This window comes from Rhizobium sp. 05L429 (genome assembly GCF_056397645.1).
The window spans coordinates 29,254-54,355 of sequence record NZ_JBFTNV010000003.1; the positions used below are offsets into that span (position 1 = coordinate 29,254).

A 25,102-nucleotide genomic window follows, 5' to 3' on the forward strand; every position below is an offset into this window, starting at 1 on the left:
GTCAGAAATCAATATTTACGGGAGGATATGATGGAAAAAGTCGGTATCGGCATCATTGGATGCGGCAATATTTCGGGCGCCTATCTGAAGGCAATGACAGAGGCATTCCCGATCCTCGACATCCGCGGACTGGCCGACCTCAATCCCGAACTTGCAGAGGCAAAAGCCAATGAATTCAACCTTCAGGCTAGGTCTGTTGAAGAGCTTCTGGCTGATCCGAAGGTCGAGATTATCGTCAATTTGACCATTCCGAAAGCCCACGTCGCCGTCGGCCTGCAGGCACTGCAAGCCGGCAAGCATACCTATTCGGAAAAGCCGCTGGGGATTAATTTCGCGGAAGGGAAAAAATTGGCGGATGCCGCCAAGGCCAAGGGTTTGCGCATCGGCGCAGCACCAGACACCTTCCTCGGCGGCGGTCATCAGACGGCCCGCGCCCTGATCGACGAGGGCGTCATCGGCATTCCGGTCGGCGGCACCGCGACCTTCATGTGCCCCGGCCACGAGCGCTGGCATCCCAATCCGGCCTTCTATTACGAAGTCGGCGGCGGCCCGATGCTCGACATGGGTCCCTACTACATCACCGACCTCGTCAACCTGCTGGGACCGGTCGCCAAGGTTGCCGGCTTTGCGGTCACGCCGCGCAATGAGCGCATCATCACCAGCGAGCCGCGCAACGGCGAGCGCATCCCCGTTCATATCCCGACCCATGTCGCCGGAGTCATGGCTTTCGCCAATGGCGCTGTCGTGCAGATCGGCATGAGCTTCGATGTCGCCGGCCACAAGCATGTCCCGCTCGAAGTCTACGGCACCGAAGGCACGCTGATCGTACCGGATCCGAACCGTTTTGCAGGCCCGGTCGAATATCTGAAGAAAGGCGGCCAGTTCGAAGACCAGCCCGTGACCCTGCCTTATGCCGACGGCAATTATCGCTCGCTCGGCGTCGCCGATCTTGCCCATGCCATCCGGTCGAACCGGCCGCACCGCGCAAACGGCGATCTGGCGCTGCACGTGCTTGAGGTTATGGAAGCCTTTGAGAAGGCGTCCGATGCCGGCAACACGGTGACGCTCACCACAACAACGGAGCGCCCTGCTCCACTTTCCCAATCTCTCGTCGACGGACTGCTCGGCAAGTAACATTCAGGAGGAATACATGCGTGAAGCACTGATCGTCTGGGGCGGCTGGGCAGGCCATGAACCGGAACAATGCGCCGCAATCATCAAGGACATGCTCGAGGAAGACGGTTTCAAGGTCTATGTGGAGCACAGCACGGAGGCTTTCGCCGACCCGTCGATCCATGATCTGAGCCTGATCGTTCCCGTTATCACCATGTCGAAAATCGAGAAGGAAGAGGTGAAGAACCTCGCTGCCGCGATCGAAAGCGGCGTCGGTATTGCCGGCTATCACGGCGGCGCCGGCGACAGCTTCCGTGAATCGACCGATTACCAGTTCATCATCGGCGGCCAGTGGGTTGCCCATCCCGGCAACATCATCAACTACACGGTCAACGTCACCCGACCAGACGACCCGCTGATGGAGGGGATCACCGACTTCCCTTATAATTCCGAGCAATATTACATGCATGTCGACCCCTCGAACGAGGTGCTGGCAACGACGACGTTCACCGGCGAGCATGCTTATTGGATCGACGGCGTGACCATGCCTGTTGTCTGGAAGCGCAAATACGGCAAGGGCCGTGTCTTCTATTCCTCGCTCGGCCATGTCGCCAAGGAATTCGAAGTGCCCCAGATGAAGACTATCTTCCGCCGCGGCGCCAATTGGGCGGCGCGCTGATCGGCTGACATCAGGCTGCCGGCCCTAGGCCGGCAGCCCACATGAAAAGCGTATATCTGGACGCCAACATGGGTGCCAAAAGCGCCGATATGCGTTACTGCTGCACGAAGATCAAACCGAACAGCAGGACAATGAGCGACAACGTTATCAAGTTTCGCAAGCCGAAGCCTCCGCCGAAAGCCCCCAATCCGATGCTCCGCAAGCTCCTGGTCATCGCCGCGGTGATCCTCGTGTTTGCCGCCGCCTGGGTCTATTTCCAGGTCACGGGCGCGCCGGCGTCGTAACCTGCGAAGGGACAGTCTATGAGCGTTCGCCCACCGCAATCCTTCAGGCAGTCCTTTTCGGCCGAAGGCGGGGTGAACGTGCTCGAATACGAGCTCATGTCGGAGCGCGCCAGTTCGCTCGGGCGCAACGGACTGAAAGTCGAATCGGCGCTCGCAGCCCTGAAGGCCTGGAATCCCGATCGCCACAGCGCCGAACAGCACGAAACGCTGGTCAACGTGGCATCCGACGCCGTCTGGGCGCTGTTCGTTCAGCGTGAGATCTGCGGCCTGCGCAACAACAAGGATATTATTCAGCGCTACGGCATTCCTGGCGAAGTGCTGGCACGGGTCGGCATCATCAGGAGATAGCGGCGGTGTGGCTCTGTGTCGCTGGCGCAGGATGCGAGACGACGAATGCGCACGCCTCTTTTTCCAGCCATTCGCAGAAAAGCGAGGATTTCCGGTTTCGCCTCGCCCGGCGCAGCGCCACATATTCGTGGCCGCTTTCCAGAAAACCATGCGGGGCGGCCAGCCGGCCGAAGCGAACGTCGTCGGTCACATACGGCCAGGGCACGACGCAGACACCAAGCCCGGCATTGGCAGCCTCCAGCATGAAATAGAAATGCTCGTATTCGACGCGACTGCCCGCCTCGACAACAATGCCCGAGCGTGCAAGCCAGTCGCCCCAGGCCCGCAACCGGCTGCGGGTATGAAGTCTTGCTGCGCCGGTAAAGCGCTCGCCCACGCTTTCCACCAGGGAAGGGGCAAGCACCGGACCGGTCTGCTCGGGAAAAAGAGGAATGACGTCCGCCCCGGCAGGCCAGGGGGCGGTTCCGACGCGGATGGCGACATCGAAACTGTCGCGGGCAAAATCCACCGGACGCGACGAGGCGGTTAGCCGCACGTCGATATCAGGATATTCCGCCTGAAACCGGTAAAGCCGAGGGATCAGCCAGCGCATGGTAAAGGTTCCTGGGCAGGAAACGTCCACGGCTCCGTCCTCGGTATCGGCAACGGCGCGCACGGAGCTGTCGATCTGGTCGAAGGCGGCATTCAGGCCCGACAGCAGCGTCGTACCTGCCTCGGTCAGCCGCAGCTTGTTCTTCGGCCCCTCGAATAAGGGAACGCCGAGAACATCTTCGAGATGCTGGACCTGCCGGCTGATCGCGCTGTGGGTGACATTCAGCTCGTCAGCGGCAAGCGTCATGCGCCCGAGACGGCCGGCAGCCTCGAAAGCGCGGAGAGCATTGAGCGATGGAATGCGACGAGCCATGTGAGTTTTCCGAACAATATCTGTTCGATCATATCGGTTTTCATCCTGCGTTACATGGTGTTTGTTGCGGCTCGCGACATGACTGAATGCCATTTCAGGAACAACAGATGTTGGAACGCAACGCGTTTCGGCAAGGGCGAAGCTTTACCGTTTAAAATAATTACGGAGACCGATCGTGAATAACAGACATGATGACGGAAGCGCAGGCGACGCAAATTACGGCGTAATCGGCACAAATTACAGCAAGTACCGCCAGCCCGATCCGCACATCGCAGAATTCATTCGTGCCGCGCTCGGCAATGCCGAAACGGTGCTGAATGTCGGCGCCGGAGCCGGCTCCTACGAGCCGGTCGACCGGAAGGTCACGCCGGTCGAACCTTCAGCTTCCATGCGCGCGCAGCGCCCGGCACATTTGCCCGAGGCAATCGATGCAACGGCCGAAAAGCTTCCCTTCGCCGATCAGTCCTTCGATGCGAGCATGGCGACTTTCACCGTGCATCAATGGTCTGATCTCAAGACCGGTCTCTCAGAGATGCGCCGTGTTTCGCGCGGCCCAGTGCTGATTTTGAGTTGCGATCCAAATGAGCTCGAGCGCTCATGGCTGTTCGACTATGCGCCCGAGATGATCGCCGTCGAAGCCAGCCGCTATCCAGCCTTGCAGACCATGATTGATCTTCTCGGCGGCAAGATCGACATATCGCCGGTGCCGATCCCGCTCGCCTGCATCGACGGTTTCGGCGAGGCCTATTACGGCCGGCCGGAGCGTATGCTCGATCCCGGCGCCCGGCTAGCCAATTCAGCCTGGAGCTTCGTCGATCCCTCGATCGGTGAGCGTTTCGTTGCAGAGCTCGGCCGCGATCTCAAGGACGGCACGTGGGATGCGCGCTACGGAGAACTTCGCACGCAGCCTTTCTTCGAGGGATCGTTGCGCCTGATCGTCGCCCGACCATAGGGCTTTATGCGAAGAAGCGGTTTTCCGGGCGCGGCAGGCCGAGATGCTCGCGTAGCGTCGTGCCCTCATATTCCGTCCGGAACAGGCCACGGCGCTGCAGCTCGGGCACCAGGCGCGTGGTGACGTCGTCCAGCCCCTGCGGCAAGTAGGGGAAGACGACATTGAATCCATCCGAGCCCTCTTCGTCCAGCCAGCGCTCCATCTCCTCGGCAATGCTTGCCGGCGTGCCGACGAAGGCAAGGCCGGAATAGCCGCCATAACGCTGGGCAAGCTGGCGCACGGTGAGGTTTTCCTCCTGCGCCAGCTTGATGAGCTGAGCGCGGCCGGTCTTGCTGGCATTGGTATCGGGAATATCATTGGGCAACGGCGCATCCGGATCGAAGCCCGAGGCATCGTGGCCGAGCGCGATCGACAGCGAGGCGATCGCGCTGTCGTAATGAACAAGACTGTCGAGGGCCAAACGCTTGGCGCGCGCCTCCTCGATGCTGTCGCCGATGACGACGAAAGCAGCAGGCAGCAGTTTCAGGTGGTCGCGGTTGCGGCCGGTGGCTTCCATCCGGCCCTTGATATCGGCATAGAGCGCCTTGCCGCCCGAGAGATCGCGCGGCGAACAGAAGACCACTTCCGCGGTTTCCGCAGCAAGCTGGCGGCCTGGATCCGATTGACCGGCCTGCACGATGACGGGCCAGCCCTGCACTGGCCGGGCGATGTTCAACGGCCCGCGCACGCTTAGTTCCTCGCCCTTGTGATCGAGCACATGCATCTTCTCGGGATCGAAGTAGATGCCGCTCTCACGATCGCGGATGAAGGCATCGTCGGCGAAACTGTCCCAGAGGCCGGTGACGACATCGTAAAATTCTCGCGCCCGCTTGTAGCGTTCACCATGTTCCACATGCTCGTCGAGACCGAAATTAAGCGCGGCATCTGGATTGGAGGTCGTAACGATGTTCCAGGCAGCGCGGCCATTGCTGAGATGATCGAGCGAAGCGAAACGGCGAGCGACATGATAAGGCTCGTCGAAGGTGGTGGATGCCGTTGCCGCAAGCCCGATCCTTTCAGTGACGGCCGCGAGCGCCGAAAGCAGCGTGAAGGGCTCGAAGGAGGTCACTGTGTGGCTGCGCTTCAGCGCCTCGACCGGCATGTTGAGAACAGCCAGATGATCCGCCATGAAGAAGGCGTCGAACTTCGCGGCCTCGAGCTTCTGCGCGAAGGACTTGATATGGGCAAAATTGAAATTCGCATCCGGATAGGAGCCGGGATAGCGCCATGCGCCGGTATGCAGGCTGACGGGACGCATGAAGGCGCCGAGGCGCAACTGCCGTGAACGGGTCATGTTTTCCTCATGGATCGGGCGAAGCGGTCGCCTGCCCTCTGCTGAACGCTGATGCCGGAACGACGCATCTGTCCGTTGGTTAGGTAAGGGTTGGCCGGTGGCAATTCGAGATCGGTGACGGCAATTTCCCGCGACAATTTCACCAGCAATCCGGTCACTTCCCGGTGAGATCGATAAAGACTGACGTTAGTAGCCAAGGCACGCCCCAGATAAGCAAGCACTTTTCATTTTCTATCGCATCTATAGAATTTATAATCTTATCTCCTGGCTCGATTTCTTTCACCGATAGCGCTGTGAGAACTGGAGAAATCGATGACCACTGTGCAGAGGCAACAAGACCAGGTCCGGCCCATAGCCGCCCGCATTGAAAGCGACGACGAGGCGTTGGAAACTGCTCGAAAACTCGCCGCTCGATTTGCCGCCACAGCCGCCGCGCGCGATGCCGAACGTCGGCTGCCTTTTGCCGAACTCGATGAACTGGCCCAATCCGGCCTGCTGGCGATCGCAGTTCCCGCACAGTATGGCGGGCTCGACGTATCGAACGCGGTGTTGGCCGAGGTGACCGCGATCCTGGCGGAAGCCGACAGCTCGATCGGCCAGATTCCACAGAACCACTTCTACATTCTGGAAGCGTTGCGCACTGACGGCAGCGAGGAGCAGAAACGGTATTTCTTCGGCCGTGCGCTCGCTGGCGACCGTTTCGGCAATGCGCTCTCGGAGCGCGGCACGAAGACGGTCGGGCATTACAATACCCGTATCCGACGCGACGGCCCCGGTTACCGCGTCAGCGGCACCAAATATTACTCCACCGGCGTCCTGTTCGCCGACTGGGTGACGGTTTTCGCGCTCGACGAGGAGGATCGGCTGGTCATGGCCTTCGTGCCGAAGGGCACGGAGGGTGTGGAGATCATCGATGACTGGGATGGCTTCGGCCAGCGCACGACGGGCAGCGGAACGACGATCCTGAACAATATCTATGTTCACGCCGATTCCGTCGTACTCCATCACAAGGGCTTCGAGCGACCGACGACGATAGGTTCCGTCGGCCAGATCATCCATGCCGGCATCGATCTCGGCATAGCCCGCGCCGCCTTCGCCGAGACGCTGGATTTTGTGCGCACCAAGTCCCGCCCCTGGATGGACAGCGGCGCGGAGCGTGCTGCCGACGATCCGCTGACGATCGCCAAGGTCGGGCAGATTGCCATCCGGCTGGAGGCTGCAGCGGCTCTGGTCGAACGCGCTGGCCGCAAGGTCGACGCGGCGCAAATCGAAACGACGGAGGCAACGGTCGTCGAGGCCACGCTCGCCGTCGCCGCCGCCAAGGTGTTGACGACAGAGATCGCCATCGAAGCCACCAATACGCTCTTCGAGCTTGCCGGGACCTCCTCTGTCAAGGCTGATCTCCACCTCGACCGGCACTGGCGCAATGCACGCACCCATACGCTGCACGATCCCGTGCGTTGGAAATATCACGTCGTTGGCAATTACCACCTAAACGGCGTGATCCCGCCGAAAAACGGCGCGCTCTAATTCTCTCCTCAACTGAAAACCCCATTTCCGATTGCGGAAATGGGGTTTCTTTTTTGAGAAAATGTACCTGATCTTAGCTGTAGAGGCTGACTTCAGGAATCTTGTCGTTCAGCACGAACTCGCCGACTTCCTTCGCCTTGTAGAACACCGGATCGTGCAGCGTATGGGTGCGCACATTGCGCCAGTAACGGTCGAAACGATATTTCTCCGCCGTCGAGCGTGCGCCTGTCAGCTCGAAAACCCGGGAGGTGATATCGAGCGAGACATGGGTGGCATGTACCTTGGCGGCATAGGCTTCCGCAGCCGCCTCGCCACGCTCGCGGGCCGTCACCGCCTGGCCCTTCGCAAGCCCCGCCTGAACCGCGGCAGCAGCCGCATCCGCAAGTGCTGCAGAGGCCTTGAGTGCCGCCGTAAATTCCCCGACCCGCTCAAGGATATAGGGGTCATCGGCAGCGCGCTGGACGCCTGATGTCACCCAGGGCCGTGTCGTCGTGCGCACATAATCGACCGCAGCCTTGAGCGCGCCTTCGGCGCTGCCAAGATAGAAATTGACGAAAACGAGCTGGATGAGCGGTGTATTGAAGGTCGAGAGCACCGGCGGGGCTGCATCAAGGGCAGCCGGAGCGCCGACGAAATCCTCCTCGTAGACGGGAAAATCGTGGAACTCGACGCTGCCGCTGTCAGAGAGCCGCTGGCCAAAATTGTCCCAGTCGTCATTGGCCTGATAGCCGGGCCGATTGGTCGGCACGGCGAAGCCGACGATGTTGTCGTCGAGCGTCGCATTGGCGTTGATATAATCGGAGACATGGGCGGCGGTGGAAAACGACTTGCGCCCGTTCAGCATATAGCCGTTGCCACGACGGGTGAGCACAAGGCCCGGATCGCGTGGATTGACGGCCGCACCCCAATAGAGGTTTTTCGCAACGGTTTCAGAGCCAAGCGCATGGGCGCGAGCTTCCTCAAGCGCCCAGTAGACATATTGGCTGTTGACGTAGTGATAGCCGAGAAGCTGGCCGATCGAGCTTTCGCCGCGCGCGAGGATGCGCACCAGCCGCAAGCCATCCACCCAGTCAAGGCCACTGCCGCCGATCTTTTGATCGTGCAAGGCATTCAGCAGGCCGGCATTCTTCAGCTTGATGATTTCGCCAAGCGGTGGGCGGCCTTCACGGTCGAGTTCGGCGGCGCGGCTGGAAAGATCGGCCGAGATTTCCTCGGCGCGGGCAAAGAGGTCCTCTCGCGTCGTGCTGCGATTGGTCGCGAAGACGACATTGGACTGGCTCATGAATCGAAACTCCGGTTTTTAGAAATAGGCCCGGCGGGGGCCGCACAACCCCCGCCGGAAGATCGAGGCAGGCAGCCTAGAAAAGCTTGTCCGGGATCCAGCTCGCGGTAGCCGCGTCGCTTGTGCTGAAGGCCGGGATCTTCTGCGCCAGGTCCTCGATCGTCTTGACGCCGGCCGCACGCAGGCTTTCCTGCGTCAAGAGCGTCGGCTTGACGGTAATCTGGTGGGGAATCTCCTGCCCGGCGATCTGCAGCGCCGCGGCGCGGACGGAGACAGCGCCGACAACGGCCGGATTGGTCGCGACGGTCGCAACCCAGGGGCTGCCCTCCTCGGTGATCTCCTGGATGTCGGCGGTCGACACGTCGGCCGAATAGATCTTCAGCTTGCTTGCGATGCCGAGATCGTTGGCGGCGAGCTTCACGCCGCGCGCAAACTCGTCATAGGGCGCGAAGACGACGGTAATGTCGGGATTGGCGGTCAGTGCCGCCTTGGCCTGGTCGGCGGTCGAGGTGGCCGTGGTGTCGCTGACATTGCCGAAGCGGGCCTTTTCGACCACGCCGGAATTCTCCGACTTGAACTTATCCCAGACCTCGTTGCGGCGGTCGAGCGGCGCGAAGCCGGCGACGTAGACATAGCCGGCATTGAAGCTCTTGCCGTTGTCCTTCACCACCTGCTCAAGCCCGAGCTGAGCGAGTTCGTGGTCACTCTGCTCCACCTGCGGCACCTTGGGATTGTTGAGATTGACATCGAAGGCGACGACCTTGATGCCCTTGTCCAGTGCCTGCTGGACAACATCGCCGAGCGATTCCGGCAGTCCATGGTCAACGACGATGCCGGCGACGCCGAGATTGATCGCCTGCAGGATCTGCTCACGCTGCTCGGCGGCATCCTGCCGGCCCGGGAAGACGCGCAGGTCAATGTCGAGCGCCTTGGCCTGGGCTTCAGCGCCAGCCTGATAGGCCTGGAAGAAGTCACCGGCAGAGATATAGCTGATCAGCGCCACCTTCACGCCGCCCCTGTCGAAGGGAGCGGGAGCGCCGTTGAGGCCAGCGGCAAGGGAGGGCTGGGCAAAAAGGAAAGTGATTGCGGCTGCAGAGAGCGTAAGCCGTGCGAGGGATTTCATCGTCGCGGTCCTTCTGGTCAATCGTGGGCGTCGTCTGACAGGCAGGCAGCTCCCCCGCGACGCATGAAATTATTAGATATAATCTCTATGTTTTTAGTAGATTTAATGATCCGATTTTCGCGGTTTCCGGAGATTCTTTGTTCCCGACACCCCGCACGAGTGACAAAGCGTGCCTGGAGGTTCAGGCGCCTTGCAGGCCAATATCGCGGCTTGAAAGCAGACTTGGATTTGCGCGATGCCACTCCTTCACGTCGAAAATATCACCCGCAGTTTCGGGTCGACGCGCGCCCTTGCGGGCGCCCATTTCTCCATTGACCGCGGCGAGATCGTCGCGCTGATGGGCGCCAATGGCGCGGGCAAATCGACGCTGGTCAAGATATTGTCGGGCGTGCTCGCAGCCGATGGCGGCACGATCAGCCTGAGCGACCGGCCCTTCTCTCCGAGGACCCCGTCCGAAGCGGCCAAGGCCGGCGTGGTGACCGTGCACCAGTCGACCGACCTTGTCGGCGCGGCAGGTCTGACGGTGGCCGACGCCCTGCTTCTGCATCGCTTCGCCGAGCGCGGCACACCGTTTTTCGTCTCGCGCGCAAGCGTGCGCCGCCAAGCCCGCGCGATGCTCGATGCCGTCGGTTTCTCGCTGCCGCTCGACAGGGATTTCGGCGATCTGACCGCCGCCGACCGGCAGCTCGTGGCAATCGCCAGGGCGCTCGCCAACAAGGCCGACCTGCTGATCCTCGACGAACCGACCGCAAGCCTTTCGGCAGACGAGAGCCGGCGCCTCTTCGACATCCTGCTCAGTCTGCGTGCACAGGGTCTTGCGATCCTCTACATCTCGCACCGGACTGCCGATCTCGAAGCGATCGCCGACCGGGCACTCGTCATGCGTGGCGGTCGCGTCGTCGGCAGCTTTACCCGCCCCATCGATTTTTCCAGTGCCATCGAGACGATGATCGGCCGCCGGCTGGAAGCGGCACGGCCGGACGCGCGCCCGGCGACCGGTCCGGCCGTTCTCGAAATGCATGATATCCGCCTTCTTCCGGCAAGCACGCCCTTCGATCTGACCCTGCACGAGGGCGAGGTCGTCGCGATCACCGGCGTGCTCGGCGCCGGCAAGAGCCGCCTGCTGTCTGCGATCTTCGGCGCAAGAGGATTCGCCGGCGGCGAGATGCGGCTCGATGGCAGGTCCTATCGGCCGAAATCGCCTGGCGACGCCATTGCGGCCGGTGTGGCAATGGCCGCGGAAGACCGTCACCGTGCCTCGCTCATGCCTGCCGCCTGGCCCGGCAATTCGCTCGCCGCAACCATCAGCCTGCCGCATCTCTCCAAATGGTATCCGCACGGCCTCCTTCTCGGGGGGCGCGAGCGGCGCGAGGCCGAGAAGGCGATTTCCCGCCTTGGCATCAAAGCCGCCGGTCCGCTGGCCTCCATCTGGACACTCTCGGGGGGCAACCAGCAGAAGACGGTGATCGCCCGCTGGGAGGCGGAGCCCAGCCGCCTGTTGCTGCTCGACGAACCATTCCAGGGCGTCGATGTCGGCGCCCGCCACGATATCATCCAGGCGATCCGCGCGCGCACCGACCGCGCAACCCTGATCGCCACATCCGATCCCGAAGAGGCCTATGAGGTCGCTGACCGCATCCTGACCATCGACCGCCACACGCTGCGGCCGGTCGTCATAAATGCCGCCTCTTCTTCAGCCATACAGGGACTTTCCGCATGACGACCATCAACGACGAAGCGCTTCCAAAGGCTGTTACAGCGCCGGAAAGCCGCAACCCGGCCAGTCGTCTCCTGGCGCTCGGCAGCGTTCTGCGCGCCGGCGCAGTCTTCATCCTGCTCGGGCTGATGGTGATCGGCTTCACCTATGCCGAACCGGCCTTCATCAATATCGGCAACCTGATGAGCATCCTGCAGGCCGTGTCGGTCGTCGCCATCCTCGGCGCCGGTGTCACGGTAACGCTGGCCGTCGGCGGATTCGACCTCTCGATCGGCGCGGTTGCTGCCTCCAGCGTCATGGCCGCAAGCTACGCGATGATCGTCTGGCATCTGAATGCCTTCGCTACCGTGCCGCTGGTGCTCGCCTTCGGTGCCGCGATCGGGCTCGTCAACGCCTTCCTCATCGTGCGTCTGCGTGTGCCCGATCTGCTTGCGACGCTTGCCATGATGTTCCTGCTGTCAGGCCTGCAACTCATTCCGACGGCCGGTCGTTCGATTTCGGCCGGCCTCGTGTTGCCCGATGGCTCCAAGGCGACTGGCGCCTATGATCCGGCCTTTCTGCTGATCGGCCGCTACAGCCTGTTCGGCACCCTGCCCGTTTCCGTCGTGCTGATGGCGGTCGTTGCAATCGTTCTCTTCGTGCTGACCGAGCGCACGCGCATCGGCCGGCTGCTCTTTGCCACCGGCGGCAACGAGGTGGCGACGCGGCTTGCCGGGGCATCGACGACGCGGCTGAAGACGCTCGCCTATGTCATCTCGGGAACGCTGGCAGCGCTTGGCGGCATCGTGATTGCCGCTCGCGTCGGTCGCGGCGATGTCTCCTCCGGCGGCTCGCTGTTGATGGACTCGGTCGCCGCCGCGTTGATCGGCTTTGCCGTTCTCAACCTTCGCCGTCCGAACGTCCTCGGCACCATTGCCGGCGCCGTCTTCGTCGGCGTCCTGCTCAATGGCCTGACCATGATGAACGCCCCCTACTACACCCAGGATTTCGTCAAGGGCGCCGTGCTTGTCGGAGCCTTGGCTCTGACCTACGGCCTCGGCCGCAACACCGATCGCTGACAGCAGGATCCGGCCTCAGAAAATTTCCTGCGACCGCATGCATTTGGAATAACGTACCTCTTATGCGCCTAAAATCTATATAATTTACAGACTATCAAATTGAGAGGGTATCGTTATGAATGAAGGACTTGGAGGCGGCTTCGGACGCCGCGAAATCTTGAAGCTTGCAGCAGTTGCCGGAGCGACATTTGCAGGCGCGAGCATGCTGACTGCGCCCGCAGCAAGGGCCGAAGACGAGGGCCTTTCGCTGAAGGGCAAGCGCGTCGCCATCAGCGCCACCGGCACCGACCACTATTTCGATCTTCAGGTCTACAACGCCCAGATCGAAGAGGTGAAGCGGCTCGGCGGTGAGCCGATCGCCGTCGATGCCGGCCGCAACGACGGCAAGCTGATCGCACAGCTTCAGACGCTTGTCGCCCAGAAGCCTGACGCAATCGTCCAGATCCTCGGCACGCTCAGCGTCATCGATCCCTGGCTGAAGAAGGCGCGCGATGCCGGCATTCCGGTATTGACGGTCGATGTCGGCTCGACCAACTCGATCAACAACACGACGTCGGACAATTGGGGCATCGGCAAGGACCTCGCCCTGCAGCTCGTCTCCGATATCGGCGGCGAGGGCAATATCGTCGTCTTCAACGGCTTCTATGGCGTGACACCTTGCGCGATCCGTTACGATCAGCTCGTCAACGTCATCAAGTATTTCCCGAAAGTGAAAATCATCCAGCCGGAACTGCGGGACGTCATCCCCAATACGGTCCAGGACGCCTTCACCCAGATCACTGCGATCCTCAACAAATATCCCGACAAGGGCTCGATTAAGGCCGTCTGGTCGGCCTGGGATATCCCGCAGCTCGGCGCGACGCAGGCGATCGCTGCCGCCGGCCGCAACGAGATCCGTACCTATGGCGTCGACGGCAGCCCGGAGGTTCTCCAGCTCGTCGCCGATAAGAATTCTCCGGCCGGCGCCGATGCCGCCCAACAGCCGGCAGAGATCGGTCGTGTCGCGGTTCGCAACGTTGCCAAGCTGCTCGCCGGTCAGACGCTGCCGCGCGAAACCTATGTTCCGGCGCTGCTCGCCAACAAGGAAAACGTATCCGAGATCATCAAGAAGCTCGGCATCGGTTGATATCAAGGCGGACCTTGCGGCTGATGCCGCAGGGTCCCTCCTCCTGGAAAGCTGCATCATGACTGCATCCGTCCCGACGCAACCGGCCGAGAATGACGATGTCATCATTCGCTTCGACCACGTCGTAAAGCGTTTTGGCGGTGCGCAGGCGCTTGCCGGCGCATCCGTCGCCATCCGTCGTGGCACCGTCCACGGCCTCGTCGGGCAAAACGGCGCCGGCAAGTCGACGCTGATCAAGCTCTTGGCCGGGCTGCATAAGCCGGATGAGGGCAGGATCGAAATCGAGAACAAAGTCCACGACCGGCTGACGCCGCACCTCTGCGAAGAGCTCGGCATCCATTTCATCCATCAGGACCGGTTGCTGGTTCCGACATTCACCGTCGGCGAAGCGCTCTTTCTCGGACGTGAGACCCGGCTTGCGGGAACCCCGTTTATCGACCGTCGGGCCATGCAGAAGCGCGCCAGCGAGCTTCTCGCCAATTATTTCGGTGTGGACCTGTCGAAAAATGCCCTGATCAGCGAACTTTCGACCGCCGAACGACAGATCGTCCAGATCACCCGGGCGCTGCTGCATCAGCCGAAGGTGCTGGTGTTCGACGAGCCAACCGCGGCCCTGGTACGGCGCGAAGCCGAAATCCTCTTCCGGCTGATCCGCCGTCTGCGCGACGAAGGCGTGACCATCATCTATATCTCGCACTACCTCAACGAGATCGAGGAACTGTGCGACCACGTCACCGTGCTGCGCAACGGCCTGGATGTCGCCTCTCTTCCGATCGGCGAGACCTCTGCTAAGGCGATCGCCAGCCTGATGATCGAGCGCGACATTGCCGAGATGTTTCCCAAGCGCCAGGTGGAGCTCGGCGAAGACATCCTGAAGGTCAAAGCGCTTTCGTCTCCAAACCGTTTCGACGATATCAGTTTCACTTTGCGCCGCGGCGAGGTGCTGGGCATTACCGGCCTTCTCGGCTCAGGTGCCAAGGATCTCATCCGCACGCTGTTCGGGCTGGAACAGGCCGCCAGTGGCGAGATCGAAATCGAAGGAAGACTGGCACAACCACGTAGCCCCGCGAAAGCTGTCGACCGCAGGGTCGCGCTGGTGCCCGAGGATCGCCGAGGTCACGGCGTCGGTCTTGATCTGAGCCTGTCTGAAAATATCACGCTGCCGAGCCTCGCCCGCTACACGCGCTTCGGTTTCCTCAACCTCAAGCGCGAGCGTTCCGATACCAGCGACCTCATCAAGCGACTGCAGATCAAGACGGCAGGCCGCGATGCTCTGGTTCGCACGCTCTCCGGGGGCAACCAGCAAAAGGTTGCCATCGCCAAATGGCTGAGTCGTCAGTCGGAAATCTATCTGCTGGACGAGCCGACGGTCGGCGTCGATATCGGCTCCAAGGTTGAGATCTATTCGCTGATCGGCGAGCTCGCAGCGCGCGGCGCCGGCATCATTGTCCTCTCCTCCGACCTGCCGGAGCTCGTGGGCATCACCGATCGCATCCTGGTGTTCTTCCGCGGGCAGCTGATCCGCGAGCTCGATTCCGCCAAGACCACAACGGATGAAGTGCTGTCGGTCTCGACTGGCGCTTCGGAAGGATTACGCCATGTCGGCTGACGTTCAGTTTTCCTCCCTGCCCGTCGCCTCATCCGACCACCCGCCGCAGGCGAAAGGCAAAGCGGCCGTCGCGGTTCTCCGCTTCGGCTCGCTGTTCGCCTTTGCCGCGATCCTCGTGGTCTTCTCGCTGACAGCGCCTTATTTTCTGTCCGTCGGCAATATCGGCAACGTGCTCGGCCAATCCGCCATTTCAGGCGTTCTGGCGATCGGCCTGACGGTCGTGTTGATCGCCGGCGGTTCAAATGTCGTCACCGGTGGCATCGATCTGTCATTAGCGGCGAATATGGGCTTGAGCGCCGCCGTCTACGCCTCGCTGATCCAGCTCGGCTACGGCGATCCCATGGCAGTCACAGCTGCCTTGCTGACCGGGCTTGCGATCGGCGCGATCAATGCGGCCGCCGTCGTCCTGGCGGGCATTGTGCCGCTGCTTGCAACGCTCGCCGTCATGAACGTCGTTGCCGGCCTCGAACTTGTGCTCACGCAGAATACCGTCGTTCCCGCTTCCACCGATTTCCTGACGGCAATCTCGGCGTCCGACAGCTTCGGTATCCCGATCCTTGCCTATGTCCTGATCGGCTTTACGGCAATCGCAACCGCAATCGTGCAATATACGCCTGTCGGGTTGAGGCTCTATGCCGTCGGCGAGTTTCCGGACGCCGCGCGCGCTGCGGGCCTGCCGCTCAAGCGGCTGCTTTCGGGCGCTTTCGTTGCCAGCGGTCTCTGCGGCGGTTTTGCCGGCATACTCTCGGTTTCCTATCTCAGCGGCAGTACGACGGGTTCAGGCGAGGCGCTGCTGCCTGTCGTCGTCATCGCGTTGCTTGGCTCGGTCTTCTCCCGTCGCCTGGTGCCGACCGTTCCGGGAACGCTGATATCGGCGCTGTTCGTCGGTTTCCTGACCAACGGCTTCCAGCTCCTGAACCTGCCGAGCACGCTCGTCAGTGGCGTGCAAGGCCTTCTCATCCTGATCGTCGTGTCGGCCACGACACTGCTGCGCAAACAGGAGATCTGACATGTCTGTTCCGACTTTTGCCGGACGCTCGGCCGCCGGCTTTGCACGATATGGGCTGATCGTGGCGCTTGTCGCGGTTTTCTCCGTCTTCTCGATCCTGGCGCCCACTTTCCTGACACCCGGCAATCTGCAGAGCATTCTCGTGAATAACTTCACGCTGCTCGCCATCATCTCGATTGCGATGACCTTTGCCGTATCGGCCGGCGGCATCGACCTTTCCGTGGGTACCGCGGTCGATTTTGCAAGCTTCGCCTTCGTCTCCCTCGTCCTGGCAGGCCAACCGGTACCGCTGGCCCTGCTGGCCGGTCTCGCCGCAGGCGCGCTTGTCGGCGCCTTCAACGCCATTCTTGTGTCTGCGATCGGCGTCGCACCCTTTCTGGCGACGCTTGGCACATTGTTCATCGGGCGCAGTATCCAGCAGTTGCTGACCAATGGCGGCAATCCCGTCTATCTGCCGCCCTCGGGCATTCCACCCGCCTTCCGCTTCCTCGGGCACGGAACGATCGCGAATGTACCGGTGCCGCTCATCATTGCTGCCGTCATCATCGCAGGTGCTTCGGCTGCTTTTGCCTGGACGCGTTTTGGACGCGTGGTGCTTTCGATCGGCATCCAGCCGAGCGTGGTCCGCTACTCCGGCATCGGGCTTGGTGCTCACGTCGCGGCAACCTTCATTCTCGCCGGAACCATCGCCGCCGTTGCCGGCCTGATCCTGACGGCGACGGTGACGGTTTACATCCCCTCCTCCGGCAATGCGTTTCTGCTGAACGCAATCGGCGCGACCTTCATCGGCACCACCCTCTCGCCACTCGGTCGGCCCAACATCCTTGGTACCGTGCTCGGTGTCCTGCTCCTCAGCATCGTTGCCAACGGCCTCTTGCTGACAGGCCTGAACTTCTACTGGCAGCAGGTCGGCACCGGCAGCCTCATCTTCGCCGTGCTCGCCTTCAGCTTCATCAACAGGAAAACCGTCGGCGCATAACCGCACCCGCCGACAGATGTAGGAATTTTGACATGACCCGTGAAATCAGGCTCAACGCCTTTGACATGAATTGCGTCGGACACCAGTCGCCGGGGCTGTGGCGGCATCCGCGCGACAAGTCCTGGACCTACAAAGACCTGGACTATTGGGTGCATCTGGCAAAGACGCTGGAGCGCGGCAAGTTCGACGGCCTGTTCATCGCCGATGTGCTCGGCGTCTATGACGTCATGAACGGCAATGTCGATGCAGCACTGCGCCATTCGGCGCAGGTGCCGGTCAACGATCCGCTACAGCTGATCCCGACCATGGCCTATGAGACCAAGCATCTCGGCTTCGGCCTGACGGCCTCGCTCTCCTTCGAACATCCCTATACATTCGCCCGGCGGATCTCGACGCTCGACCACCTGACCAAGGGCCGCGTCGGCTGGAACATCGTCACCTCCTATCTCAACAGCGGCGCGCTCAACATCGGCCAGCCGGCACAGACCAACCATGACGACCGCTACGATCTCGCCGATGAATATCTCGAGGTCTGCTACAAGCTCTGGGAAGGAAGCTGGGAGGATGGCGCAGTCGTCCGAGACCGCGAAACGGGCATCTTCACCCATCCGGAAAAGGTCCATCCGATTAACCATGCTGGCAAATACTTCACGGTTCCCGGCATTCATCTGAGCGAACCCTCGCCGCAGCGCACACCTGTACTCTACCAGGCCGGCGCTTCGAGCCGCGGCAAGGATTTTGCCGGCGCACATGCCGAGTGCATTTTCGTGGCGGCGCCCTCGAAGGCGGTTCTGAAGCGCTACGTTGCCAATGTCCGCCAGGCTGCCGAACGGATCGGGCGCAACCCGCGGGAAATCCTCGCCTTCAACCTCCAGACCGTCGTCCTCGGCGAGACGGATGCAGAGGCGCAGCGCAAGTTCAACGAATATCGCGAGTACGCCTCTTTCGAAGGCGCGCTGACGCTGATTTCCGGATGGACCGGTATCGACTTCGGCCAGTTCGGGCCGGACGAGGTGCTGCGCCACCGCTATACGAATGCCGTACAATCGGCCGTCGAGACCTTCACGACCATCGATCCGAGCAAGGAATGGACGGTGCGCGAGATGGCGGACTGGGTGGGCGTCGGCGGCTTTGGCCCGGTCTTCGTCGGCTCTCCCTCCACGGTTGCCGACCTTATGCAGGAATGGGTCGAGGATACCGATGTCGACGGCTTCAACCTTGCCTATGCCGTGACACCGGAGAGCTTCGAGGATACCGTCGATCTGCTCGTACCGGAATTGCAGAAGCGCGGCGTCTACAAGACCGAATACCGGCAGGGCACATTGCGCGAAAAGCTTGGCGGCCAGGGGCCGAGGCTGGTTGCACCGCACCCGGGAGCGGCCTATCGCAACCTCGGAACGGAAGCGCTGCGGCTCGCTGTCGGCGGTCGCTGAAAATAATGGCTGGGTGACAAAAAATATCTCGCCCGGCCAGCCTATTCGAATTTAATTTCTGTCACACTTATCGTTTCAGTTCGAATATAGCCTATTGAATTTTTAGGGATCAGGAGGGGGCATGACTATTGCAGATATCTCGCGGCGGAGCCTGCTGAAGGGCACCGCAGTGCTGCTCGGCTCGACAGCGCTTTCGCGTATTGCTCTGGCGCAGGACGTGCCGGCCGGCGGACGCCTGATCGTCGCCGCCGACTCCGAGCCGAAGAACCTCAACCCCGCCATCGTCGCCTCGAACGGCGTCTTCTTCGTTGCAAGCAAGGTGATCGAACCGCTGGCAGAAGCCTCCTTCGAAGGTGCGGACGGTCTTTCGCCGCGGCTCGCCACGTCCTGGGAGGGCTCGCCTGACGGGCGCTCCGTGACTTTCAAGCTGCGAGAAAACGCGACCTGGCATGACGGCAAGCCGTTCACATCAGCCGACGTCGCCTTCTCGGCACTCAACGTCTGGAAGCCGCTTCAGAATCTCGGCCGCCTGGTCTTCGCCAATCTGGAGGCGGTCGACACGCCCGACGACCACACGGCGATCTTCCGCTTCTCAAAGCCGACGCCCTTCCAGCTTATCCGCAATGCACTGCCGGCCGTCACCAGCGTCGTCGCCAAGCATATTTTCGAAGGCAGCGACATCGCCAAGAACCCGGCCAACAATACGCTTGTCGGCACTGGCCCCTTCAAGTTCGCCGAGTACAAGCCGGGCGAATATTACCGGCTGACGCGCAACGAGAACTATTGGCAGAAGGGCGAGCCGAAGCTCAACGAAATCGTCTACCGCGTGCTGCCCGACCGTGAATCGGCTGGAGCCGCGCTTGAAGCCGAGGAAATCCACCTCGCCGCCTTCTCCGCCGTGCCGCTCGCCGATCTCGACCGGATCTCCAAGGTTGACGGCATCAAGGTGATCTCCAAGGGCTATGAGGCACTGACCTATCAGCTCGTCATCGAGATCAACCATCGCCGCAAGGAACTCTCCGATCTCAGAGTCCGCCAAGCGATTGCCCATGCGATCGACAAGAAATTCGTCGTCGACACGATCTTCCTCGGCTATGCGACGGAATCGACCGGTCCAGTTCCGAAGAATTCCAAGGAGTTCTACACCGCCGATGTCGCCAACTATAATTTCGACGTTCAGGCGGCGAACGACCTCCTTGATCAGGGAGGCTACACCAAAGGGCCTGACGGCAAACGTTTCCAGCTCAAGCTCCGCCCGGCGCCCTATTTCAACGAGACACGCCAGTTCGGCGATTATCTGCGTCAGGCGCTTGCTGCTGTCGGCATCGACGCGGTGATCGTCAACGCCGATGCAGCGGCCCACCAGAAGGCAGTTTACACCGATCACGACTTCGACATCGCTGTTGGCCCGCCGGTCTTCCGCGGCGATCCGGCCATTTCCACAACGATCCTTGTGCAGTCCGGAACGCCTGACGGCGTGCCCTTCTCCAACCAGGGCGGCTATGTCAGCGCCGAACTCGACAAGATCATAGAGCAGGCCTCCGAAACCGTGGATACTGCGGCGCGTACCGACCTCTACTACAAGTTCCAGCAACTCGCGGTGGCGGAACTGCCGCTGATCAACGTTGCCGAATGGGGCTTCATCACGGTGGCGCGCGATACGGTATTGAACGTATCGAACAATCCGCGCTGGGTAGTTTCGAACTGGGGCGATACAGCGCTGCAATCATGATAGGGTCGAAGGCTGATTTCCTTCAGAGGCCTCGTCCGGCGTGAAACGTGCACTCAACCTCCTGAGACGCAGGGTCATCAGCAGCATTCCAGTGCTGCTGATCGTCGTGATCTTCAGCTTCTTCCTGCTTGAATCCGCTTCCGGCGATGCCGTTGATGCCTATCTCGGCTCGATCGGCGGCGGTGATGCGGCGCTGATCAAATCGTTGCGGGAAAGCTACGGGCTCGATCAATCGGTCTTCGCCCGCCTCTGGCTCTATCTTTCGTCGCTCGCCCGTCTCGACCTAGGCTGGTCTGTAGCCTTCAACCGGCCGGTACGCGACCTCATTGCCGAACGGCTGCCGAACACACTGCTCCTGATGGGAAGTGCCACGGGGCTTTCTTTCGGACTCGGCTCGGCGCTCGGCATCCTGGCCGGAGCAAGACCGGGCAGTCTGCGTGATCGCGCCCTGTCGATCGGTTCTCTGATCATTTATGCCATTCCAAGCTTCTGGCTGGGATTGGTGCTCAGCATCCTCTTTTCGGTCAAGCTGCGCTGGCTGCCGATCGCCGGTATCGAGACTATCGCCTCCGGCAAGGCCGGCCCTTCCCGTGCGCTTGATGTTGCAGAACATCTTGCCCTGCCAGTCGGGGCTCTAGCCTGCATCTATCTTGCGATTTTTCTGCGCGTCATGCGTTCAGGCATGGCAGAAGCCTGGAAGCTCGATTTCGTGTTGTTTGCCCGCGCAAAGGGACTGTCGCGCAGCCGCATCGTGCTTCGCCATGTGGCGCGCAATGCGCTGCTACCACTCGTCACCATGCTCGGGCTACAGTCTGCCGCCATGCTCGGCGGCAGCGTGGTGATCGAGAGCGTCTTTGCCATTCCAGGCTTCGGCAGGCTGGCGCAGGAGGCGGTCAACGGCCGTGATGCGCCGCTGCTGATGGGCATCATCGTCACCAGCGCCGTTCTGGTGATCTGCATCAATTTCATCGTCGATCTCGCCTATGCCGCCCTCGATCCGCGCATCGGCGCATCGGAGGGTCGGGCATGACACTGCTGCGCCGTCTCCTTCAGACTCCGGAAGGAGCGATCGGGTTTGCGATCCTGGCGGCCTTGCTGATTGCTGGTCTGCTGGCCCCGGTCATATCGCCAGGAGATCCGCTGCGGATTGCCGGCCGGGCGCTGCTTGCACCCTTCACCGACTCGAACCTGCCGCTTGGCACCGATAGGCTGGGGCGCGATGTGCTCGCCGGCCTGCTCTACGGCGCGCGGACTTCGCTGGCCGTAGGAATTGCCGCAGCCCTTTCCGCCATGGTGCTCGGGCTTTTCGTCGGCATGACTGCCGGCTTTGCCGGCGGTGTCATCGACGAGGCATTGATGCGCGTCGTCGATGCCTTCCAGATCGTTCCGGGCTTCCTGCTGGCGCTCGCTTTCGTCAGCATCATCGGCGTGTCGACACCGGTCGTCGTCTTTGCGATTGCACTCGGAACCTGGGCCGATCCCGCACGGCTGACGCGAGCGCAAGTGCTATCCATCCGCGAGCGGGATTATGTGGCTGCCGCACGCGTGATCGGCATGCATCCGGCCGAGATCGCCTTTAAGGAAATCCTGCCGAACGCCCTGCCGCCGGTTCTGGCCCTGTCTGCCACCATCGTGGCCGGCGCGATCCTGACCGAAGCCGCCCTCTCCTTTCTTGGTCTCGGTAATCCCAATCTCGCCACCTGGGGCTCGATGATTGCCGAAGGCCGCAGCGTATTGCGCTCGGCAGCCTATCTTTCGGTTCTGCCCGGTCTGGCGCTGGCCATCACCGTGCTCGGCGTTCATCTCTTCAGCGAGGGTTTGACCCGGGCGCTCGACACTGGCGGAGCCCGGTAATGATTGCTCCCTTCTGCCGTGTGAATGGACTTTCGGTCCGCTACGGCCAAGTGGTGGCGTTGAGTTCTGTCGATCTCGATATCGTAAAAGGCGAGAGGCTGGCGATCGTAGGCGAAAGCGGCTCCGGGAAAAGCACGCTTGCCCGTGCGCTTGCCGGGCTCCTGCCGAAACGGGTCAAAATCGAAGGCGAAATAACATGGCCGGCTCTCGGTCATGCTCCGCTCCCCGGCCGCGATTTCGGTTTCGTCTTTCAGGATCCCGGCACCAGTCTCAATCCGGTGCTGACCATTGGCGAGCAGGTTGCGGAAGCCGCACGACAGCACTTGAGGCTGGACTGGCGGCAGGCCTATGCCCGTGCTGAAGAGCTTCTGGAACGGGTGCGCATACCGCAGTCCGCAAGCGTCATGCGCGCTTTCCCGCACCAACTTTCAGGAGGCCAACGGCAGCGCGTGGTGATTGCCGCGGCAATCGCGGCCAAGCCCGCCTTGCTGATCGCCGATGAGGCGACCAGTGCGCTCGACGTGGTGGTCCAGGCAGAGATCGTCCGTCTTCTCGACGGGCTAGTGCGTGAGGAAGGCATGACGCTGCTTTTTATTACTCATGATATCGCGCTCGCCTCCGGCTTCGTCGACCGCGTCGCCGTCTTCCGCAATGGAGAATTGTTGGAAGCTGGTCCCGTTCGATCGGTGCTATCGTCGCCATCTCACAGCTATACCGCCGCCCTGATCTCCAGCCATCGCGATCTCTCCACACAGCCCCTGATTACCGAGGCAGTATCATGAATGGGCTTCTGACCGTAGCCGCATTGTCCAAGGCCTATTCCGGTTCCGGTCGCCAGGTAGCGGCGCTTGACGCAGTTTCTCTGGCAATCGCGGCCGGCGAAACCCTGGGCTTGGTCGGAGCTTCCGGCAGCGGAAAATCGACACTGGCGCGTGTCCTTCTACGCCTGTTGGAGCCTGATGCCGGCTCCATCCGGTTCGAAGGAGAGGATTGGCTCGCACTTCGCGGCGCCGACCTGCGACGCCGACGCGCACATATGCAGATGGTGTTTCAGGACCCACTCGCCGCCTTCAATCCGCTGGCATCGGTCGCCACGGTTCTCGACGATCCGCTAAGAATTCACGGCATTGCGGACAAGGCGCGGCGGCCGGGCGAAATCGCTGCCCTGCTCGAGCGCGTCGGTCTGCCCGCCGCCTTTGCCTCCCGCCCAGTCCGCACGCTGTCGGGCGGACAACGACAGCGCGTCGCCATTGCCCGCGCCATCTCGACGCGGCCCTCCCTACTGGTTCTGGACGAGGCCGTTTCCGCACTCGATGTGACCGTTCGCGGCCGCATCCTTGAATTGCTGGTCGAGCTACAGCGCGAGCGCGGCCTTGCCTATCTCTTCATATCCCATGACCTCGCGGTGGTGCGGGTGATCTCGCATCGCATCGCCGTCATGGACGCCGGCCGTATCGTCGAGGAAGGACCGGCGAGAGATGTCGTTACCGCCCCACGATCCGACGCGGCGCGCCAGCTCGTTGCAGCCGTGCCGCGCCTCGTGACCGAACCCGCTTGAAGGAGCTGCTCATGACCGAAGCCTGGAACCCGCTTTACGGCGCGCCGGTCTATCCGGCAGAACGTTACGCCACTCTTGCCCGCCGCATCGGCGTATTGCTGAAGACTGATAACGACGTGCTGCTGGTGCAGGCCGAGGCCGTGGTGGCGCTTGAAGCCGTCGCGACCAGCCTTGCAAAGCCCGGCCTTTCGGCGTTCAACATCGTAACCAGTCCGTATGGCGGCTGGTTCGGGCAGTGGCTGCGCCGCGGCGGCGCTACCGTCATCGACATCGTCGCCCGACCCGGCAGACCCATCGAGGTCGAAGCGATTACTGCGGCGCTGGATGCCAATCCCGGTGTCCGTGTGCTGGCGCTCGTTCACGCGGAATCGGCAAGCGGCATCCTCAATCCGCTGCCTGAAATCGCCGCGTTGGCGCGGGCACGAGGCATCGTAACGGTGGTCGATGCGGTAGCATCTGTCGGCGGTCACGCGCTCGATGTCGCCGGATCGGGCATCGATATTGCCGTGATCGGCCCGCAGAAGGCGCTTGGCGGACCTGCCGGCGTTTCCGCCCTGTCGGTCAGCCCGCGAGCCTGGGAGCTGATCCTGCGTGACGATGCGCCACGTGATTCCATCCTGTCGCTGGTCGATCTGAAGGCCTGGGTCGATGCCGGCGGCGGAGCGTTGCCGGGAACGCCGGCGCCACTGGAATTCTTTGCATTGGAGGCCTCGCTTGACCGGGTCGAGGCGGAGGGCATCGAGCAGATCGTCGCACGCCATGAGAGAGCCGCTTCGGCAAGTCGAGCAGGCCTTGCAGCGTTGGGCGCCAGCCTTTGGGTGCCAGCCGAACAGGCATCAAACCTTGTGACAACGGTCTCCGTGCCATCAGGAGTTGAATCCAGTTCTGTCATCGGTTTTTCGGCAGGGTTGGGTGTCGAATTGACGCCAGGTGTCGGAGCGGGCTCGTCCCACTTGATACGCTTCAACCATACAGGTCCACGGGCAACGTTCCAGACGGTGCTTGCAAATGTCGTGGCTTATGGCGCGGCGCTTCGGCGGGCTGGTTTCCCCGCTAATATCGCAGCCGCATCGGAAGCGGTGACGAAGACCTACAGCGGCTGATCGCTCAATACCAGGAGTTCGGAGTCGGCTGCCAGAAGAACAATTCCTCTTCACGCAGGCTATGCAGGCGGCTTTCGGAATCCTGTTCGGTCGCTCGGGCAGGCATTTCGAAGACCCTTTGCTCACGGCCCCAGAAAAGCTTCGCAAGGAAAGTTTTGAATGCCGCAAACATACGTCACCTCCGGGAAAACCAAGCGATGATTTTCGCACGGATCGCGCTGCCGGGAAATATTGTCTACAAAATTTGTATTCTAATTTATTCTGTTGCGCCGCACGCTGATACCACAGGAAGAATGGCGCACGCGAAAAAGGCTTTGCTCGGTGAAAAGAAGCCGCTGCCGGGATATCAGGCCTAATCTGCCACCGCCTCTTGAGA

The 25,102-nt window shown here is 61.6% G+C and carries 26 protein-coding genes; 20 read left to right on the forward strand and 6 right to left on the reverse strand.

Going from position 1 to position 25,102, the window contains the following annotated elements:
• Positions 1-30 precede the first annotated feature (30 nt).
• Genes AC1DNW_RS03430 through AC1DNW_RS03445 form a run of 4 tightly spaced genes read left to right on the forward strand, consistent with a single transcriptional unit; the run spans position 31 to position 2,424 of the window.
• Positions 31-1,134 carry a Gfo/Idh/MocA family protein gene (locus tag AC1DNW_RS03430; protein WP_477852115.1) on the forward strand — a complete coding sequence of 368 codons (1,104 nt, stop codon included), beginning with the start codon at positions 31-33 and terminating at the stop codon, positions 1,132-1,134.
• Between the two features lie 16 nt (positions 1,135-1,150).
• A complete protein-coding gene (locus AC1DNW_RS03435) occupies positions 1,151-1,792 on the forward strand; it encodes a ThuA domain-containing protein (protein WP_113428865.1) in 642 nt (213 codons plus the stop codon).
• 41 nt (positions 1,793-1,833) lie between these two features.
• A complete protein-coding gene (locus AC1DNW_RS03440) occupies positions 1,834-2,076 on the forward strand; it encodes a hypothetical protein (protein WP_477852122.1) in 243 nt (80 codons plus the stop codon).
• An 18-nt stretch (positions 2,077-2,094) separates the two neighbouring features.
• Positions 2,095-2,424: a DUF6665 family protein gene (locus AC1DNW_RS03445; RefSeq protein ID WP_477851881.1), complete on the forward strand. Its 330-nt coding sequence runs from the start codon at positions 2,095-2,097 to the stop codon at positions 2,422-2,424.
• On the opposite strand, the gene AC1DNW_RS03450 is transcribed toward AC1DNW_RS03445, so the two are convergent.
• On the reverse strand, positions 2,414-3,328 hold the full coding sequence (locus AC1DNW_RS03450) for a LysR family transcriptional regulator (protein ID WP_477851882.1): 915 nt from the start codon (positions 3,326-3,328) through the stop codon (positions 2,414-2,416). The two genes, AC1DNW_RS03445 and AC1DNW_RS03450, sit on opposite strands and share 11 nt — an antisense overlap.
• Positions 3,329-3,503: 175 nt before the next feature.
• On the opposite strand from AC1DNW_RS03450, the gene AC1DNW_RS03455 reads away from it, so the two are divergent.
• On the forward strand, positions 3,504-4,280 hold the full coding sequence (locus AC1DNW_RS03455) for a class I SAM-dependent methyltransferase (protein WP_477851884.1): 777 nt from the start codon (positions 3,504-3,506) through the stop codon (positions 4,278-4,280).
• Between the two features lie 4 nt (positions 4,281-4,284).
• On the opposite strand, the gene AC1DNW_RS03460 is transcribed toward AC1DNW_RS03455, so the two are convergent.
• On the reverse strand, positions 4,285-5,613 hold the full coding sequence (locus AC1DNW_RS03460) for an LLM class flavin-dependent oxidoreductase (RefSeq protein ID WP_477851885.1): 1,329 nt from the start codon (positions 5,611-5,613) through the stop codon (positions 4,285-4,287).
• Positions 5,610-5,834, reverse strand: a complete 225-nt coding sequence (locus AC1DNW_RS03465) for a hypothetical protein (RefSeq protein ID WP_477851886.1) — start codon at positions 5,832-5,834, stop codon at positions 5,610-5,612. Before AC1DNW_RS03465 ends, AC1DNW_RS03460 begins: the two co-directional genes overlap by 4 nt.
• Positions 5,835-5,925: 91 nt before the next feature.
• Between AC1DNW_RS03465 and AC1DNW_RS03470 the strand changes: the two genes are divergently transcribed.
• On the forward strand, positions 5,926-7,143 hold the full coding sequence (locus AC1DNW_RS03470; RefSeq protein WP_477851887.1) for an SfnB family sulfur acquisition oxidoreductase: 1,218 nt from the start codon (positions 5,926-5,928) through the stop codon (positions 7,141-7,143).
• A 73-nt stretch (positions 7,144-7,216) separates the two neighbouring features.
• Here AC1DNW_RS03470 and AC1DNW_RS03475 read toward each other — a convergent pair whose 3' ends face one another.
• Entirely contained in the window at positions 7,217-8,425 is a 1,209-nt protein-coding gene (locus AC1DNW_RS03475) for an acyl-CoA dehydrogenase family protein (RefSeq protein ID WP_477851889.1), read from the reverse strand.
• Positions 8,426-8,501: 76 nt separating this feature from the next.
• The gene (locus AC1DNW_RS03480; RefSeq protein WP_477851891.1) at positions 8,502-9,548 is read right to left on the reverse strand and encodes a substrate-binding domain-containing protein; all 1,047 of its coding nucleotides are present in this window, start codon (positions 9,546-9,548) and stop codon (positions 8,502-8,504) included.
• A gap of 235 nt (positions 9,549-9,783) precedes the next feature.
• Between AC1DNW_RS03480 and AC1DNW_RS03485 the strand changes: the two genes are divergently transcribed.
• The 13 genes from AC1DNW_RS03485 to AC1DNW_RS03545 all read left to right on the forward strand — a co-directional run bounded on the left by AC1DNW_RS03485 (position 9,784) and on the right by AC1DNW_RS03545 (position 24,726).
• Positions 9,784-11,268 (forward strand): sugar ABC transporter ATP-binding protein, encoded by a 1,485-nt coding sequence (locus AC1DNW_RS03485; RefSeq protein WP_477851892.1) that lies wholly within the window; start codon positions 9,784-9,786, stop codon positions 11,266-11,268.
• Positions 11,265-12,323 carry an ABC transporter permease gene (locus AC1DNW_RS03490; protein ID WP_477851895.1) on the forward strand — a complete coding sequence of 353 codons (1,059 nt, stop codon included), beginning with the start codon at positions 11,265-11,267 and terminating at the stop codon, positions 12,321-12,323. Before AC1DNW_RS03485 ends, AC1DNW_RS03490 begins: the two co-directional genes overlap by 4 nt.
• A gap of 115 nt (positions 12,324-12,438) precedes the next feature.
• Positions 12,439-13,449 (forward strand): sugar ABC transporter substrate-binding protein, encoded by a 1,011-nt coding sequence (locus tag AC1DNW_RS03495; protein ID WP_477851896.1) that lies wholly within the window; start codon positions 12,439-12,441, stop codon positions 13,447-13,449.
• A 58-nt stretch (positions 13,450-13,507) separates the two neighbouring features.
• Positions 13,508-15,058: a sugar ABC transporter ATP-binding protein gene (locus tag AC1DNW_RS03500; protein ID WP_477851897.1), complete on the forward strand. Its 1,551-nt coding sequence runs from the start codon at positions 13,508-13,510 to the stop codon at positions 15,056-15,058.
• Positions 15,048-16,067 (forward strand): ABC transporter permease, encoded by a 1,020-nt coding sequence (locus tag AC1DNW_RS03505; RefSeq protein ID WP_477851898.1) that lies wholly within the window; start codon positions 15,048-15,050, stop codon positions 16,065-16,067. The genes AC1DNW_RS03500 and AC1DNW_RS03505 overlap by 11 nt, the downstream gene beginning before the upstream one ends.
• A gap of 1 nt (position 16,068) precedes the next feature.
• Positions 16,069-17,046, forward strand: coding sequence for an ABC transporter permease (locus AC1DNW_RS03510; protein WP_477851900.1), 978 nt, complete (start codon positions 16,069-16,071; stop codon positions 17,044-17,046).
• Positions 17,047-17,078: 32 nt separating this feature from the next.
• Positions 17,079-18,479, forward strand: coding sequence for an LLM class flavin-dependent oxidoreductase (locus AC1DNW_RS03515; protein WP_477851902.1), 1,401 nt, complete (start codon positions 17,079-17,081; stop codon positions 18,477-18,479).
• A gap of 121 nt (positions 18,480-18,600) precedes the next feature.
• A complete protein-coding gene (locus AC1DNW_RS03520) occupies positions 18,601-20,211 on the forward strand; it encodes an ABC transporter substrate-binding protein (protein ID WP_477851904.1) in 1,611 nt (536 codons plus the stop codon).
• A 40-nt stretch (positions 20,212-20,251) separates the two neighbouring features.
• On the forward strand, positions 20,252-21,241 hold the full coding sequence (locus tag AC1DNW_RS03525; RefSeq protein WP_477851906.1) for an ABC transporter permease: 990 nt from the start codon (positions 20,252-20,254) through the stop codon (positions 21,239-21,241).
• On the forward strand, positions 21,238-22,065 hold the full coding sequence (locus tag AC1DNW_RS03530) for an ABC transporter permease (protein WP_113310612.1): 828 nt from the start codon (positions 21,238-21,240) through the stop codon (positions 22,063-22,065). Before AC1DNW_RS03525 ends, AC1DNW_RS03530 begins: the two co-directional genes overlap by 4 nt.
• The gene (locus tag AC1DNW_RS03535) at positions 22,065-22,847 is read left to right on the forward strand and encodes an ABC transporter ATP-binding protein (protein WP_477851907.1); all 783 of its coding nucleotides are present in this window, start codon (positions 22,065-22,067) and stop codon (positions 22,845-22,847) included. Before AC1DNW_RS03530 ends, AC1DNW_RS03535 begins: the two co-directional genes overlap by 1 nt.
• Positions 22,844-23,623 carry an ABC transporter ATP-binding protein gene (locus AC1DNW_RS03540; protein WP_477851909.1) on the forward strand — a complete coding sequence of 260 codons (780 nt, stop codon included), beginning with the start codon at positions 22,844-22,846 and terminating at the stop codon, positions 23,621-23,623. The genes AC1DNW_RS03535 and AC1DNW_RS03540 overlap by 4 nt, the downstream gene beginning before the upstream one ends.
• Before the next feature lie 11 nt (positions 23,624-23,634).
• Complete coding sequence (locus AC1DNW_RS03545) at positions 23,635-24,726, forward strand: pyridoxal-phosphate-dependent aminotransferase family protein (protein ID WP_113310609.1); 1,092 nt, start codon at positions 23,635-23,637, stop codon at positions 24,724-24,726.
• Between the two features lie 4 nt (positions 24,727-24,730).
• Here the strand turns inward: AC1DNW_RS03545 and AC1DNW_RS03550 are convergent, their stop codons facing one another.
• Positions 24,731-24,898, reverse strand: coding sequence for a hypothetical protein (locus tag AC1DNW_RS03550; RefSeq protein WP_162747225.1), 168 nt, complete (start codon positions 24,896-24,898; stop codon positions 24,731-24,733).
• Between the two features lie 25 nt (positions 24,899-24,923).
• On the opposite strand from AC1DNW_RS03550, the gene AC1DNW_RS03555 reads away from it, so the two are divergent.
• Entirely contained in the window at positions 24,924-25,082 is a 159-nt protein-coding gene (locus AC1DNW_RS03555) for a hypothetical protein (protein ID WP_162748568.1), read from the forward strand.
• The last annotated feature ends 20 nt before the right edge of the window (positions 25,083-25,102 follow it).

Coding starts and splice junctions, on each gene's coding strand:
- AC1DNW_RS03545 (WP_113310609.1), top strand. CDS start 23,635: ATGACCGAAGCCTGGAACCCGCTTTACGGCGCGCCGGTCTATCCGGCA.
- AC1DNW_RS03550 (WP_162747225.1), bottom strand. CDS start 24,898: ATGTTTGCGGCATTCAAAACTTTCCTTGCGAAGCTTTTCTGGGGCCGT.
- AC1DNW_RS03435 (WP_113428865.1), top strand. CDS start 1,151: ATGCGTGAAGCACTGATCGTCTGGGGCGGCTGGGCAGGCCATGAACCG.
- AC1DNW_RS03540 (WP_477851909.1), top strand. CDS start 22,844: ATGAATGGGCTTCTGACCGTAGCCGCATTGTCCAAGGCCTATTCCGGT.
- AC1DNW_RS03510 (WP_477851900.1), top strand. CDS start 16,069: ATGTCTGTTCCGACTTTTGCCGGACGCTCGGCCGCCGGCTTTGCACGA.
- AC1DNW_RS03535 (WP_477851907.1), top strand. CDS start 22,065: ATGATTGCTCCCTTCTGCCGTGTGAATGGACTTTCGGTCCGCTACGGC.
- AC1DNW_RS03450 (WP_477851882.1), bottom strand. CDS start 3,328: ATGGCTCGTCGCATTCCATCGCTCAATGCTCTCCGCGCTTTCGAGGCT.
- AC1DNW_RS03460 (WP_477851885.1), bottom strand. CDS start 5,613: ATGACCCGTTCACGGCAGTTGCGCCTCGGCGCCTTCATGCGTCCCGTC.
- AC1DNW_RS03445 (WP_477851881.1), top strand. CDS start 2,095: ATGAGCGTTCGCCCACCGCAATCCTTCAGGCAGTCCTTTTCGGCCGAA.
- AC1DNW_RS03430 (WP_477852115.1), top strand. CDS start 31: ATGGAAAAAGTCGGTATCGGCATCATTGGATGCGGCAATATTTCGGGC.
- AC1DNW_RS03485 (WP_477851892.1), top strand. CDS start 9,784: ATGCCACTCCTTCACGTCGAAAATATCACCCGCAGTTTCGGGTCGACG.
- AC1DNW_RS03480 (WP_477851891.1), bottom strand. CDS start 9,548: ATGAAATCCCTCGCACGGCTTACGCTCTCTGCAGCCGCAATCACTTTC.
- AC1DNW_RS03515 (WP_477851902.1), top strand. CDS start 17,079: ATGACCCGTGAAATCAGGCTCAACGCCTTTGACATGAATTGCGTCGGA.
- AC1DNW_RS03495 (WP_477851896.1), top strand. CDS start 12,439: ATGAATGAAGGACTTGGAGGCGGCTTCGGACGCCGCGAAATCTTGAAG.
- AC1DNW_RS03555 (WP_162748568.1), top strand. CDS start 24,924: ATGATTTTCGCACGGATCGCGCTGCCGGGAAATATTGTCTACAAAATT.
- AC1DNW_RS03530 (WP_113310612.1), top strand. CDS start 21,238: ATGACACTGCTGCGCCGTCTCCTTCAGACTCCGGAAGGAGCGATCGGG.
- AC1DNW_RS03520 (WP_477851904.1), top strand. CDS start 18,601: ATGACTATTGCAGATATCTCGCGGCGGAGCCTGCTGAAGGGCACCGCA.
- AC1DNW_RS03440 (WP_477852122.1), top strand. CDS start 1,834: ATGAAAAGCGTATATCTGGACGCCAACATGGGTGCCAAAAGCGCCGAT.
- AC1DNW_RS03500 (WP_477851897.1), top strand. CDS start 13,508: ATGACTGCATCCGTCCCGACGCAACCGGCCGAGAATGACGATGTCATC.
- AC1DNW_RS03470 (WP_477851887.1), top strand. CDS start 5,926: ATGACCACTGTGCAGAGGCAACAAGACCAGGTCCGGCCCATAGCCGCC.
- AC1DNW_RS03505 (WP_477851898.1), top strand. CDS start 15,048: ATGTCGGCTGACGTTCAGTTTTCCTCCCTGCCCGTCGCCTCATCCGAC.
- AC1DNW_RS03490 (WP_477851895.1), top strand. CDS start 11,265: ATGACGACCATCAACGACGAAGCGCTTCCAAAGGCTGTTACAGCGCCG.
- AC1DNW_RS03475 (WP_477851889.1), bottom strand. CDS start 8,425: ATGAGCCAGTCCAATGTCGTCTTCGCGACCAATCGCAGCACGACGCGA.